The organism is Psychrobacter sp. van23A (assembly GCF_030845275.1).
Taxonomy (GTDB): Bacteria; Pseudomonadota; Gammaproteobacteria; order Pseudomonadales; family Moraxellaceae; genus Psychrobacter; species Psychrobacter faecalis.
Map to the genome: position 1 here is coordinate 2,793,434 of NZ_CP132595.1, position 13,933 is coordinate 2,807,366.

Genomic DNA, 13,933 nt, shown 5'->3' on the forward strand with positions numbered 1-13,933 from the left:
CTTACAAAACAGCATCTTGACAGATGTCCGCCATCTAAATTATTCAATACATTCTCAGCTTTTGAGGAAAAATTAAACAACCCAATAATGATGGCGGCAATCAATAGAATAAATCAACAATATCAGGATTAACTGATCGAAACCGTTAATCCTAAGCATTTAAACCAGTTTTAAAAATAAAACCAGCTTAGAAGCGGTAATGAGAGAATGCTTTGTTGGCATCTGCCATGCGGTGAACTTCGTCACGCTTTTTCATAGCATTACCTTTACCGTCAGCAGCATCATTCAATTCGCCTGCAAGACGCAAAGCCATTGATTTTTCAGAACGCTTAGCAGCAGCTTCAGCTAACCAACGCATAGCCAAGGCAGTACGACGGGAGGGGCGTACTTCCATTGGTACTTGATAAGTTGCACCACCAACACGGCGAGCTTTTACTTCGACCATTGGGCGGACATTCTCTAAAACTTCTTCAAAGAAAGCGACTGGATCTTCGATGTTGCGCTTTTGGCCTACTGTCTCAAGAGCACCATAAACGATACGCTCAGCAGTAGATTTTTTACCATGACTCATGACATGGTTGATGAATTTTGCAACAGTTTGGCTACCAAACTTAGGATCTGGTAGGATCTCACGGGCAGCAACGACGCGACGTCTTGGCATAATAATAATCCTTTTCTTCAGGAGTGTCTGACATTCACAATCTCGCACCAATTACTATTGGATGGCGTTATATCGAGTTGTCAGTCAGCCTTACTGCATGGCGGTATGTTATAGCGTCAATTAATAACTTAAAAATACCGCTAACACCAGTCCCATGCACAGTTAATGGGTGATACAAATCAGCTTATTTAATAACAATTAGCTATTAAACTTTAGGCTTCTTCGCACCATATTTAGAACGACCTTGCTTACGGTCTTTTACGCCTGCGCAGTCAAGTGCACCGCGAACGGTATGATAACGTACACCTGGTAGATCTTTTACACGACCACCACGGATAAGAACAACACTGTGCTCTTGTAGGTTATGACCTTCACCGCCGATGTAGCTTGATACTTCATAGCCTGAAGTCAAACGTACACGACATACTTTACGCATGGCTGAGTTAGGTTTTTTAGGGGTAGTAGTATATACGCGAGTACATACACCACGGCGTTGTGGGCACGCTTCCAACGCAGGAACTTTTGACTTTTCCTTGATGGTTTTGCGACCTTTACGAATCAATTGGTTAGTTGTTGCCATAAGGCATCCTTCTCCCGTTTGGTATAAAACAAAAAAATGGGCCAATGCACCAACAATCTGACATTAACGACAGATTTTGGCACACCCATTTTTAGGACAGTGTATTATAAAGAGTTGTTGCTGCTATTTCAACCACTTATGAGCGGTTGTCCTTTACAACATTCGATAGATGTGCATGAGCAAAGATTGTAGCAGACTTAACGGTAAGCAACAGATTTTAAGATGAGCAATTGTTTCATTGCAAGATGGTAAAATCGATATTTCCTATTAATGGAGTTGGTTGTTTATTTTTCAAGGCAAAATTTGAATTTTAGATACTTTTTTAGCCTTAAGACCCCTTCATAAAAAAGACATATTTATAAAAAAGGCATAAGCCGATTTATATCAGCTTCTGCCTTCATACAGTAAATTATAGTTAAACCGCTATAGACTAAAACGTTAATCTTTTTTACTCGCCTGAGCTTTTTTGTAGTTTCCATCTACTGACTCTTCATCAGTGGTTTTTGACACAGGCTCTGAGGTAGCTTTTATTTCGCTTTCTGTTTGGTCAGCTTTAGGTTTATCGTCGTCAGTCTTAGATTTGTTGTTTTCAGCTTTGGTCTTATCGTCTTTAGCCTTATCTGTGTCTTTTTTTGCATTGTCAGATTTAGGGCTTTGCTCTTCATTCTTACTGTCGGTACTGTCGGTATTCTTCTTCACCTGCGCTTCGCTACTGCTATCGTCGGTAATGGTACGGTTAGCAAGTTTGGCTTCTGGTGCAAACGTCGCTTGCGCCACGCCGATCACTTCATCAATCAGCTGACTGTTGTAACGCATACCAACGATGACGGCAGTGGCTGGTAAAAAGCGGCGTACCCATGATAAGTTGATGTTATCTAAGTTAATGCCAATTTGGCTGGCAATATTATCTACTTGTTCGGCATAAAAATTGACGTTTTTATTTTTCAGACCAAGGTTTTTAAGCTCATTATGCAAACCATTGCTTTGCGCATTATCAAGCAAGCCTTTACCAATACCGATACCAGCTAATAAAGCCTGCTTCTCTTGCATTTTGCTCAAATCGGCACTTGCCAGTAATTCATAAGCCATTTTGACGCCTTGCTTACCAGTCAATGGCTTATTATAAATAGCGCCTAGCTGATAAACGGTACGTAATGAGACAAGTAACAACCACAAGGTATCAGCGAGTAAGCCTGGTAGGCCTGCTAATCCTGTCAAGCCACCCAATGTCGCCAAAGCGCGGTTTTGATTGGCGATATCCGTTGCTAGAGCATAACGTTGCTCATTGTCTAAGTTTGCGATATTGGCAAAGCGATGCTGATTTGGCAGGTCAATCTGACTCCAATTGGACGCAAGCTTGGCAATCTGCGCAAAAGCGCCATCGACCGTCGAATCAAACAAGCTGTTTGGTACTATTTTTTTGGCATACTTGCCATAAGTAGCAAAACGCGTACCCAATAACTGCTGGGTGGCTTTTAAGGTTTGCTCGCGAAACAAATCCTGCTGATAATCTTCATCGCCGAGATTTACTGCTTTAAATTGGCGCGGTTTGCCGCTTTTGGCATTGACGCTATCAATCATTGCGCCCATACGTTCCAAATTACCACGAGTAAAAGAACCAACGCTGCTGATGCCTTTAAATAGTGTGCTAGGCTTTGCCATCTTTATATCCTTAATGTGATGAGTGTTTGTTATTAATATTATTTATAAGAGCTTGTTATCAGAACTTTGCAAATTGACTGCCATTTTAGCCAACGCTTACGATAACTGTCAGTGCCAACAATGTTATCACTAGCGTCAATTTTGTATCTAAAAGTATCGCTTATTTTAAACCATAAATAGCGTCAACATATATTAAATATGTCTTAGCTAAAAATAATTTTTACTCTGTTAACGGAAATTTTACTGCCATTGCTGCTTTAACACGGCCAAAAACTTTACCTGCTTTGATAATAAGTTCATTTAAAAATAAAGACCATTTTGGCGTTATTTTACACTTACGCCAAGATTTTAAACCGTCGATACGTTATTATATGCCATCACTCAAAGTACAGTTGTACTTTTATTTATCAAACAGCATTTAAGCAGCCTATTGTAGGTTTTTGCGCACTAAAATGACTGTCAAATAAGCATTTAAAAGCGATTGTTAAAGGTCATTATCAAAAAATCGTTACTCATAAGGAATAGAATATGCGCCGCGTTGTTATCACTGGAGCAGGGATTGTCTCTTGTATCGGACATGATTTGGCGACTGTCACCGATGCTCTTAAACAAGGGCGCTCAGGTATTACGTTCAATGAATCGTATGCTGAGCACGACTTTAAATCACAGGTTAGCGGTAGTATTGATCAAGCAGAACTTGATACCTCGGGCATTGACCGTAAATTGAAGCGTTTTTTTAGTGATGCCAGTCTTTACGCTTATGTCAGCGCGTTAAACGCCATTGAGCAGTCGGGATTGCCGCTTGAAACCATTAACAATAACCCGCGCGTGGGTGTGGTCGCAAGCTCGGGCGGTGCGTCAACTGAAAACATCGTCAATGCCGTCGATGCAATGCGCGAAAAAGGTTTGCGCGGTGTCGGTGCGATGGCGGTACCAAAAACCATGGGCAGCTCGGTATCAGCGGCGCTTGCAACGGGGTTAAAAATCCAAGGGATTTCTTATTCATTGAGCTCTGCGTGCGCAACGTCGACGCATTGTATCGGTCATGCCGCCGAACTTATCCAACTTGGCAAAGCCGATGTGATACTTGCTGGCGGTAGTGAAGCGGAACATTGGACGCAGTCGTGTATGTTTGATGCGATGGGTGCGGTCAGTACACAGTATAATGACACGCCAACCCTTGCTTCTAGAGCCTACGATAAAGACCGCGATGGCTTTGTGATTGCCGCAGGCGGGGCAATGGTGGTGGTTGAAAGTCTTGAGCACGCCCAAGCGCGCGGTGCCAATATTTTGGCTGAAATCGTCGGTTATGGCGCCAGCTCCGATGGTGCTGAAATGGTTGCACCAAGCGGTGAAGGCGCTGTTCGCTGTATGCAACTCGCCCTTGCTGAAGCAGGCTTAGAAAGCGTTGACTACATTAATAGCCATGGTACCAGTACGCCGCTAGGGGATGTGACTGAGCTTAAAGCCATTGCCAAAGTATTTGGTGATGATGTTAGTCAAGTACCTGCTATCAGCTCAACCAAATCAATGACCGGTCATAGCTTGGGTGCAGTCGGCGCGCAAGAATTGATTTATTGCTTACTGATGCTACAAGAAGGCTTTATCGCGCCAAGTATCAATATTACAGAATTAGACCCTGCTGCCAAAGGCTTTGATATTGTCACTGAAAAGCGTGATATTGAGCTTAAAACGCTTATGAGCAATAGCTTTGGCTTTGGCGGTACTAACGCCACTCTTATTATTAAAAAGTTTGATGCTTAACTATGCCTCTAGCTCCGCCTGTTAAAACTGAGCAGACAGCATCTGCCCCATCGCCAGCTACTTATCCTAGCTGGCGTTTTGGTGGGCTAACTGCTGCCGAATTAATGCCCCGTCTACAACGTTACTTATATGTACAAAAACCTAATGTAAATTGGCAACTGGTTTGGCTGAATAACGACGGAAGACCTGTCATCGGTTTATTACCAAAAATGAGCTGGTCGGTTTATCCTCTTTCTAATGATGCAGCAAACTCTAATAAGCCAGCGCCTATTTATAAAGTTATAAGAACTTACCGTGATGGTTTAGATAGCCATGCTAAGACCAATCAAGCGATTATTAGTAGCTATATGAGTTATAGCGACTGGCAAGAGGATTTAATTGCTTATAGTCAGACTTATGACATAGATGATACTTGTGATAATAACTCGTCCTCAACTACAGAAATCGAGCAGCAGCCAAGTTATCAGCATGGATTAATAGGCTTTATTGGTTATGATATTGCCGCTTATGAGCTTAGCCCAAACGCGCGAATAGAGCTCGCAGTGCAGCCTTGTGCCGCCTTAGGGCATTATGATATTTATCTAACACCAAACGCTGAGCAAACCAGTTGGCAGCTCACTATAAAAGACAGCGTCACTGATACTGATAACGAACAAAAAGGCGTACTGGTTAAAACGCTTATCTCATATTTAGATATAATGGATAAGGAATTATCTAACCAAGCTTTAGAAAAACCAGCACTTGAAACGTCCTATAAAACCACGCCTTTATTATTAAAAGCACAATGGAGTAAGCGAGATTATCAGCAAGCTTTTGATAAAACGCAATCCTACCTGCAACAAGGTGACTGCTATCAAATCAATCTCACCCAAGCATGGCAAGGCGCTTTTAATACTCTAAGTGATAATGGTAGCGGAGTAAAACTGATTGATTACTTACCTACCCTACATCGTAATACCCAAGCGCCGTTTGCAGGATATTTAGCGGTTAATCATATTGATAACGAAATAAGCGTTGATACGCAAGATTATCAATTTGAATTGTTAAGCTGCTCGCCTGAACTGTTTTTTACCTTTATCAAAGACAATAATAGTGGCAAACACCATATACGCACCAAGCCCATTAAAGGGACGATGCCGCGCGGGTTAAATACTGCACAAGACAACGCTTATAAACAGCAGCTTATCGATAGCGAAAAAGACCGTGCCGAAAATGTCATGATTGTTGATTTATTGCGCAATGATTTGGGTAAATATGCCAAGATTGGCAGCGTCAAAGTGCCGCAATTATTTGCGATTGAAAGCTTTAGCAATGTGCATCATATGGTCAGCACCATTACCGCTGAGCTAAAGACAGATAGTCATCCGCTCAAAGTATTGTTTGGCAGTTTACCTGCTGGCTCTATCACTGGCACGCCAAAAAAACGCGCTGTTGAAATTATCTCAGAGCTAGAAGGTGCCGCGCGCGGTGCGTATTGCGGCACCCTGGGCTATATGAACTTTGATGGTAGCGGTCAATGGAATGTATTAATTCGTACTTTGCAAGCCAATACCTTATCGAATGATAAGTCAGAACAAGAAAGACGTGTCAGCTTATGGGCAGGCGGTGGTATCACGGTTGCTTCTGATTGCAATGCTGAATATCAAGAATGTTTGGATAAAGTCGGCAACCTGTTAGGCGTTTTAGCTCAAAACAATATAAAGCAATAAACTTACGCTTTATCTAAAAGGCAAATTAAAAACCAATAGAAAGCCTGCTTAACATAACGTTAGCAGGCTCTTTTATTTATATAACTTGTTGTTTTGGCTTTACATTATTAAGGTATTACTCAGTAACGCTTTCAGCCTCTGTTTGTAGCGATTTTAAGGCATCAATCAAACGCTTATTCTGCGCTGCCGTACCAACAGTAATACGCAAGTACTCATTGATGCGCGGTTTCTCAAAATGACGCACAATGATACCTTGCTCGCGCAAATCAGCCGCCACACCTTTAGCATCACCATTTTTCGGACGCGCAAAGACAAAGTTAGCGTGCGATGGTAACACCTCATAATCAAGTGCCGTCAGCTCGGCGCTGAGCGCTCGGCGTAAATCAATGACTTGCTGACAGGTCTGGGTAAAATATTCGACATCTAAGACACTAGCGGTTGCTCCTGCTTGCGCCAACTTATCGAGCGGATAGCTATTAAAGCTATTTTTCATACGCGTCAGTGCTTCGATTAACGAGGCATTACCAAACGCCATACCGACCCGTAAACCGGCAAGCGAGCGTGATTTTGAAAAAGTTTGCGTGACAAGGATATTATCGCAGTCATTGATTAGGCTAATCGCCGACACTTCTGCATCTGAACCATTTTCTTGTTTCTGCGCAAAATCGATATAAGCTTCATCAATCACAACCACTGAGTTTGAATGCTCGCCAGCAAGTTTACGAATATCAGCAAGCGATAATAGCATACCCGTTGGCGCATTTGGGTTAGCAATAATGATACCGCTACAAGGCTGACGATAAGCATCAGGGCTGATACTAAAATCGGCTTCTAGGGCGATTTGTACCAACTCAATACCAAAGGTATGGGCGTAAACCGGATAAAAACTATAGCTAATATCAGGCGCTAAAACAGGGCGCTCTTTTAAGAAAAAGCTGGCAAATACCAATGCCAATACTTCATCAGAACCATTACCAACAAAGACTTGATTGATATCAAGGTTGTATAACTCGGCTAAGGCGGCGCGCAAATCATCCGATTCAGGCGCAGGATATAAACGCAGCTCATCGGCTTGCTGCGCTAAGACTTTTGCGATGGCCTCGCCGACTTTTGGTGACGGCGGAAATGGGTTTTCATTGGTATTTAATTTGCACAAATTTTTATGCTGAGGCTGCTCGCCAGGGACGTAAGGTGACAGATTTCGCGCTTTAGATGACCAAAGTCTGGTGTCTATCTTTAACTCACTCATAAGTTATCCTACTCATTAGCCACATAAATGATTAAACGTAAATATTAAAATTGGGTTATTAAAATCGAATTATTAAAATCAGCTTATTAAAACTCAACTACCTAACTGTTTTATTAGCTATCTTTTTGATAGCGATAGCGATAGCGGGCTGAGCGCGCATGGGCTTCTAAATCCTCACGCTGCGCTAAAATATCCGCCGTCGCAGCCAGCGGCTTACTACCCGCTTCACTACAATAAATAATCGAGGATTTCTTTTGAAAGTCATAAACACCAAGCGGTGAAGAAAAGCGCGCGGTACCAGAGGTTGGTAACACATGGTTAGGACCGGCACAGTAATCACCAATCGCTTCAGGCGTATGACGACCCATAAAGATAGCACCAGCGTGACGAACTTCATTCAGCAGCGCATCAGGGTTATCAACTGACAATTCTAAATGCTCAGGGGCAACGCGATTAATCACCGCCATACCTTCCACGCGGTCTTTGACCAAAATCAGCGCGCCGCGGTTTTTTAGTGAATCACGGGCGATATCAGCTTTTGGCAATTCTGCCAAGGCTTTTTCAATCTCCGCCGCCACTTCTGCAAGCTGCTGTTCACTTGTCGTGACAAAGATAGCTTGGGCGATACGGTCATGCTCCGCTTGTGACAATAAATCCATCGCCAACCAATCGGCGCGATCTTGCGCCTCGCCTTCTGCATAGACCAATACTTCAGAAGGGCCAGCAATCATATCAATCCCTACTTGACCAAATACCGCCCGCTTCGCTGCAGCGACATATTTATTACCAGGACCCGTGATTTTATCTACGGCTGGTATGGTCTCGGTACCGTATGCCAAGGCCGCAACCGCTTGTGCTCCGCCAATGGTAAAGACGCGGTCAACTTGTGCCAAATGCGCCGCTGCCAACACTAATGGATTGAGCACGCCCTTTGGCGCTGGCACCACCATGATTACCTCGGCAACGCCAGCCACTTTGGCAGGAATCGCATTCATCAATACCGAAGATGGATAAGAGGCCAAACCGCCGGGCACATAAATACCGACACGATCAAGCGGCGTGACTTTTTGCCCTAAACGATTGCCAAGCTCATCTTCATATTGCCAAGTTTCTTGCACTTGGCGCTCATGAAATGTCTGCACGCGTGTCGCTGCCGTCATTAACGCATTTTTTACCTCATCATCAAGATTGGCAAACGCATCAGCAAGCGCTTGTTTAGACAGCTCTAACTCTTGCATCGCCTTCGCTGGATGCTGATCAAACTCTTGGGTCAACGCCAGTACCACGCTGTCGCCACCATGACGTACCTTTGCAATGATATCGTCAACGGTTTTTAATAGTTCAACATCGTTGACGGTTTCAAAAGCGAGAAGCTGGGTCAATTGACTGTCAAAATCAGCATCTTGGGTACTTAGTTGGCGCATGACTGAATCCTATAGGTGAGCATAAAAGTCGGCTATAAAAAAATAGTTTGAATAAAAGAGGAAATAAGAAAAGTTTGGTCTGTCTGCTTATTTCCGCTTATTCTTAGTTATCTCACTCAGATTATACTGAGCTTTTATTTTCTAGCAAGCAAATACAATAAAACCAGTTTAGCACGCTATATCTATCCTAGAGCGCCAAACTGGTTTAAATTTTTGTATAGTCATGCTTGATATTATCAATGATTGCTAGCGTTTAATAACAGTGTTTTATCAATACTGAATAAATGCTCATTTAAGAAGCACTGGCAATACTGTTTTTAAAACTGTCTAAAATCGGCTCAAGCAGGGCAAATTTACGCTTGTAGCTGACTTGATTGACGATAAGGCGTGACGATACATCACAAATATGGTCGCGCGCTTCAAGCCCATTAGCGCGCAGCGTATTACCCGTATCGACGACGTCTACAATTAAATCGCCTAAACCAACCAATGGCGCAAGCTCCATCGAACCATACAGCTTAATCACATCGACTTGCTGACCTTGGCTGGCAAAGTAAGCGCGGGCAACATTGACGTATTTGGTCGCGATACGCAGACGACGATTTGGCAGCGGCGCCCCTTTCACGCCCGCTGTCATCAGCTTACACTGGGCAATCTGTAAATCGAGCAATTCATAAACGTGATTGGCGCCATGCTCAAGCAGCACGTCTTTACCCGCCACGCCAAAATCAGCAGCGCCGTGTTCAACATAGGTTGGCACGTCACTGGCGCGTAAAATTAACACGCGTACATTTGGGTTTGAAGTTGGGAAAATAAGCTTGCGCGACGCCTCAGGGTCTTCTAACAATTCAACACCAGCAGCGCGCAGTAAAGGCATCGTCTCTTCTAAGATACGACCCTTTGATAGCGCCAGTGTCAAACCTGAAAACGCCTCATTTACTTCATTTAATAAACCATCATTTGGTAAGCTGTTACTTGCTTCAGTCATAATGACTCGTGTCCGTGTACAGTTAGTTGCCTTACTTAACAGGCGTTATTAATTTATTAGGTATCAATAGCGATAATAATGGTTAGTGAACCAGTTTAGTCGTTGGTATTAATACGCTCGATATTGACCCCAAGCGCGCGCAGTTTTTCTTCGACGTGCTCATAGCCACGATCAATATGGTAAATACGATCAATCAAGCTCTCGCCTTCAGCAGAAGCCGCCGCCATGACCAGTGACATCGACGCGCGCAAATCTGTTGCCATCACTGGCGCCGCAGTAAAGTGCTCGACGCCTTTAACCACAGCTGTATGACCGTCTACTTGAATGGATGCACCCAAGCGGTTGAGTTCTGGCACATGCATATAGCGATTTTCAAAGATATTTTCGATAAAGGTGCTGGTACCGTCAGCAAGGCAGGCAATCGCCATCACCTGCGCTTGCATATCGGTTGGAAAACCCGGATGTGGCTGGGTACGAATATTGACTGGTAGTGGGCGACCTTTCATTTGCGCCCGAATCCAATCATCGCCTGTAGTGATAATCGCTCCCATGTCTTCAAATTTTTCTAACACAGGCGCTAATAAAAGTGCCGAAGTGTTTTTGGTCAGCACATCACCGCGTGTCATCAAAGCACCGGCAAGATAAGAGCCCGTTTCGATACGATCTGGTACGACCGAATATTCACAGCCATGCAAGCGCTCAACCCCTTCGATGGTCATGGTTGCCGTACCAATACCGCTGATTTTAGCACCCATCGCTACCAGCATATTGGCCAAATCGACCACTTCTGGTTCAAGCGCACAGTTACCAAGTACGGTCGTGCCCTTTGCCAATGCCGCGGCCATAATAACGTTTTCCGTACCGCCAACCGTTACCATATCAAATGAAAAATTACAACCGATAAGCTTGCCGCCCTTTGGCGCTTGGGCTTTGACATAACCATTTTCGACGCTTATCTCAGCACCCATGGCTTCAAAGGCTTTTAGATGCTGGTCGACAGGACGTGAGCCGATGGCACAGCCGCCCGGCAAAGACACTTCGGCTTCGCCAAAACGCGCCAGCAAAGGGCCTAAAACCAAAATCGAGGCGCGCATGGTTTTGACCAAATCATACGGCGCATAGAAATTATCGATATTCTTGGTATCGCAAACGACAGTGTCACCCTGCTTTTGAATATCAATGCCCATGCCAGCGATCAAATCAATCAAGGTGCGCACATCTTGTAGCGATGGCACATTATGTAACGTCGTTGGGGTCTCGGCTAAAATCATAGCAGCGAGTAACGGCAGAGCGGCATTTTTGGCGCCTGAGATGGTGACTTCCCCTGCGATACGACTGCTACCGGTGATTAAAAATTGATCCATAAAGGTGACAACCTAGCGATAAGTATAAAAAATATGAAAAACCAGAAATGATAAAACCAGCAATATCCATTGCCGGTGCGACAAATCCTAGTCATAAAAAAAGCTTAGCCTTGCGATTGCACTTCCCATTCGGCAGGCGTTAAGGCTTGAATATTGAGCGCATGAATATCACCGCTAGCAATTTTGTCATTGACCAATGCGTAAATGGACTGCTGACGTTGTACTGCGCGCTTGCCTTCAAAACTGGCATCAACCACCCGTACATCAAACTTGGTACCTTGATTGGCAGCTTGAATAAAAGCATCAGGAAAGTGAGTTTGTAAAAATGCAATCAAATCGTCAGCGTTCATGCTCATAGAATATTCTGCCTTAAAGGTTTAATAGGTGGATATAAAGTTAGCCATTATAACAAGAGTTTGACCATCTTACAGTACTGTCTTCTACAACTGTCTTTAACTATTGCAGCGTTTTATCCAAATAGCTGAGCACTTGCGCGCGCACATCATTGACCCAGCGTAAAGGTGGCGCCATCGCCCCGATACTAGTAGCATGGCTGGCACCTGCGATTTCGCCTGTTTCAACCTTAACGCCTGCCGCTTTTAACGCCTGTGTCATTTTAAGGGTATTGCTTATATGAACGACTTTGTCTTTTTCAGCAGTCAATAATAAATATGGCGGCTGCGCACCTTTAATATTACGGTCTGGCATGATGTTATCGGGCGTGGCGTTTGCCCCAAAAGCGCTGGCACTACTGAATTTACGAAAGTCATAACTATAAGGCCCTGCAATACCAATTACCGCAGCAATATCGCTTGGTTTCACCCCATACGGCGCTAAAAAGTCTTCATTAGCGACGGCAGCAACCGCGTTAAATGCGCCCGCAGAATGCCCTATCACCGCCAAGCGCTTGGGGTCAGCATGTAAACTTTCGGCATTCTTATAACTCCACGCGATGGCCTGCGCCGTATCTTGCACATAATCAGGATAAACGTGCTCAGGCGCTTTACGATAATTAATCACTGCCGTGACATAGCCTGCTTGTGCCAAACTCTGACCAACAAAGGCGTATTCATCTTTACTGCCGCTTTCCCACGAGCCGCCATGGACGAAAACCACCATCGGATAACTGTGGTTAATTGGGTTATCAGCAGTCGCTTTTTTTGACTGCATGGCTTTTGCTAAAGGTTTGGGATAATAAATATCTAAATCCTGCAAAGGCTTGTCGCCATACAAGATATTTTTACTGACACCAACGCCGCCATTTGAGGTGATACCATTCACAACAGCCAGTGCCGATAACGCTTGTGCTTGCTGAGTCGCGAGCGCAATACCGCCGACAGCCAATGCTGCCGTCACACCGACGCTGATAGGTTTAGGTAGGCGATTTTTTCTTGGCACAGGCTGTACGGCTGCTTTACTTAAATCCTTCATCGCCAGTATTCCTATTATAAGCTTGTCGTTTGGTCATAGTTGATTAAAACTCAATAGTAGAGTCACAGCTTTTTCATTTTTTATTATTTTAATTAGCGCGTTTTTGTCTAAAGCCACACTTCTACTTTTTACGTTTTATATCTTACTGGCAGACTGGGGATTTATCGTTCTGTTCCTGTTATGAGTGTTTAGGTTTCTTGTGTTTATTAGCGAGACAAGACTTTTGATAAAGGTAAACATAGCAACTTGATAATGACAACTTAATAACGGCTAATTAACGGGCGCGCCATTCTCGTCGACGATAATCGGCGTAGCGTTAATTGGTGGCTCTACTACACTTGTGACCTCAGGCGCTGCCCGACTATCGAGCGCTGGCCCTCTGGTAGGATTGGCTAAATTCTCTTCATACATGATATCGTCCTCGCCTATCTTTACCCCTCTATCGTCAACGACGGTGGTCAGCAGCACCAGCTCTGTAATGCCGACGGTATTATTGGCAATATCAATCAGATGGCTTTGCTGCGTCGGCGTCATGCGACCCATAATATAAACCACACCATCATTGGTAACCGCCTTTATTTGCGAGGCTTTTACGCCATTACTAGAGGCTATTTTTGCCAGTAGTTTGGAGGTAATATAACCATCGTGAACGGTTGAGCTATAGCCCCTTGAGGCGCTCACATTCAGCTCATTATAGACATGACGGACGTCTGGCATAGAGCCAACCACTTTTTCAATTTCTGTCTTAATCTCTTGCGTTGGCACCTCACCGGTGAGCAGCACCTCACTATTAAAACTATCAATGCTCATACGGCTGATTTGCTGCAAATTTTCTTGTAGACCATAGACGTTAATTTTGACGGTATGCTCGATACTGCGGTCAAGCAGGCGCTGCGGAATAGTGCGCTCGGTCATCGGTACGCCATACGTTCCTTCTGTGCTATTGGTCAAATAGTTGGTGGTACAGCCTGTGGCGACGATGCTGGTCAATAGCATAACGCCAATCGCCTTACGGCGTGATGAACCAAAAATAGCAGTGTGCAAATGCATCCGTGTCATGATTTACCTCTTAGAGCGTGATGATTAACTAATGATTAATAG

General features: G+C 44.1%; 12 protein-coding genes. 2 read left to right on the top strand and 10 right to left on the bottom strand.

Translation table 11 applies throughout. From position 1 onward, the window contains the following. Positions 1 to 187 precede the first annotated feature (187 nt). From rpsG to RAH45_RS11870, 3 genes are all read right to left on the bottom strand, one after another. A complete protein-coding gene (rpsG, locus tag RAH45_RS11860) occupies positions 188 to 661 on the bottom strand; it encodes a 30S ribosomal protein S7 (protein WP_068405119.1) in 474 nt (157 codons plus the stop codon). A gap of 205 nt (positions 662 to 866) precedes the next feature. Then, positions 867 to 1,241: a 30S ribosomal protein S12 gene (gene rpsL / locus RAH45_RS11865; protein ID WP_011281154.1), complete on the bottom strand. Its 375-nt coding sequence runs from the start codon at positions 1,239 to 1,241 to the stop codon at positions 867 to 869. A gap of 438 nt (positions 1,242 to 1,679) precedes the next feature. Beyond that, a complete protein-coding gene (locus RAH45_RS11870) occupies positions 1,680 to 2,903 on the bottom strand; it encodes an EcsC family protein (RefSeq protein WP_306495294.1) in 1,224 nt (407 codons plus the stop codon). Positions 2,904 to 3,431: 528 nt separating this feature from the next. Between RAH45_RS11870 and RAH45_RS11875 the strand changes: the two genes are divergently transcribed. After that, the gene (locus RAH45_RS11875; RefSeq protein ID WP_198328637.1) at positions 3,432 to 4,667 is read left to right on the top strand and encodes a beta-ketoacyl-ACP synthase II; all 1,236 of its coding nucleotides are present in this window, start codon (positions 3,432 to 3,434) and stop codon (positions 4,665 to 4,667) included. A gap of 2 nt (positions 4,668 to 4,669) precedes the next feature. After that, the gene (locus tag RAH45_RS11880; protein ID WP_201592331.1) at positions 4,670 to 6,376 is read left to right on the top strand and encodes an anthranilate synthase component I family protein; all 1,707 of its coding nucleotides are present in this window, start codon (positions 4,670 to 4,672) and stop codon (positions 6,374 to 6,376) included. 115 nt (positions 6,377 to 6,491) lie between these two features. Here RAH45_RS11880 and hisC read toward each other — a convergent pair whose 3' ends face one another. The 7 genes from hisC to RAH45_RS11915 all read right to left on the bottom strand — a co-directional run bounded on the left by hisC (position 6,492) and on the right by RAH45_RS11915 (position 13,891). Continuing rightward, entirely contained in the window at positions 6,492 to 7,625 is a 1,134-nt protein-coding gene (hisC, locus tag RAH45_RS11885) for a histidinol-phosphate transaminase (RefSeq protein WP_198328635.1), read from the bottom strand. 113 nt (positions 7,626 to 7,738) lie between these two features. Next, positions 7,739 to 9,049, bottom strand: coding sequence for a histidinol dehydrogenase (hisD, locus tag RAH45_RS11890; RefSeq protein WP_306495295.1), 1,311 nt, complete (start codon positions 9,047 to 9,049; stop codon positions 7,739 to 7,741). Positions 9,050 to 9,341: 292 nt separating this feature from the next. Further along, positions 9,342 to 10,037 carry an ATP phosphoribosyltransferase gene (gene hisG / locus RAH45_RS11895; RefSeq protein WP_102077686.1) on the bottom strand — a complete coding sequence of 232 codons (696 nt, stop codon included), beginning with the start codon at positions 10,035 to 10,037 and terminating at the stop codon, positions 9,342 to 9,344. 95 nt (positions 10,038 to 10,132) lie between these two features. Then, positions 10,133 to 11,401: a UDP-N-acetylglucosamine 1-carboxyvinyltransferase gene (gene murA, locus RAH45_RS11900; protein WP_306495296.1), complete on the bottom strand. Its 1,269-nt coding sequence runs from the start codon at positions 11,399 to 11,401 to the stop codon at positions 10,133 to 10,135. A 104-nt stretch (positions 11,402 to 11,505) separates the two neighbouring features. Continuing rightward, entirely contained in the window at positions 11,506 to 11,757 is a 252-nt protein-coding gene (locus RAH45_RS11905) for a BolA family protein (protein ID WP_305935756.1), read from the bottom strand. A 100-nt stretch (positions 11,758 to 11,857) separates the two neighbouring features. After that, positions 11,858 to 12,832 (bottom strand): alpha/beta hydrolase, encoded by a 975-nt coding sequence (locus tag RAH45_RS11910; RefSeq protein ID WP_305935757.1) that lies wholly within the window; start codon positions 12,830 to 12,832, stop codon positions 11,858 to 11,860. 270 nt (positions 12,833 to 13,102) lie between these two features. Then, positions 13,103 to 13,891, bottom strand: a complete 789-nt coding sequence (locus tag RAH45_RS11915; protein ID WP_238060236.1) for a BON domain-containing protein — start codon at positions 13,889 to 13,891, stop codon at positions 13,103 to 13,105. Between the last annotated feature and the right edge of the window lie 42 nt (positions 13,892 to 13,933).

Coding starts and splice junctions, on each gene's coding strand:
- rpsG (WP_068405119.1), bottom strand. CDS start 661: ATGCCAAGACGTCGCGTCGTTGCTGCCCGTGAGATCCTACCAGATCCT.
- rpsL (WP_011281154.1), bottom strand. CDS start 1,241: ATGGCAACAACTAACCAATTGATTCGTAAAGGTCGCAAAACCATCAAG.
- RAH45_RS11870 (WP_306495294.1), bottom strand. CDS start 2,903: ATGGCAAAGCCTAGCACACTATTTAAAGGCATCAGCAGCGTTGGTTCT.
- RAH45_RS11875 (WP_198328637.1), top strand. CDS start 3,432: ATGCGCCGCGTTGTTATCACTGGAGCAGGGATTGTCTCTTGTATCGGA.
- RAH45_RS11880 (WP_201592331.1), top strand. CDS start 4,670: ATGCCTCTAGCTCCGCCTGTTAAAACTGAGCAGACAGCATCTGCCCCA.
- hisC (WP_198328635.1), bottom strand. CDS start 7,625: ATGAGTGAGTTAAAGATAGACACCAGACTTTGGTCATCTAAAGCGCGA.
- hisD (WP_306495295.1), bottom strand. CDS start 9,049: ATGCGCCAACTAAGTACCCAAGATGCTGATTTTGACAGTCAATTGACC.
- hisG (WP_102077686.1), bottom strand. CDS start 10,037: ATGACTGAAGCAAGTAACAGCTTACCAAATGATGGTTTATTAAATGAA.
- murA (WP_306495296.1), bottom strand. CDS start 11,401: ATGGATCAATTTTTAATCACCGGTAGCAGTCGTATCGCAGGGGAAGTC.
- RAH45_RS11905 (WP_305935756.1), bottom strand. CDS start 11,757: ATGAGCATGAACGCTGACGATTTGATTGCATTTTTACAAACTCACTTT.
- RAH45_RS11910 (WP_305935757.1), bottom strand. CDS start 12,832: ATGAAGGATTTAAGTAAAGCAGCCGTACAGCCTGTGCCAAGAAAAAAT.
- RAH45_RS11915 (WP_238060236.1), bottom strand. CDS start 13,891: ATGACACGGATGCATTTGCACACTGCTATTTTTGGTTCATCACGCCGT.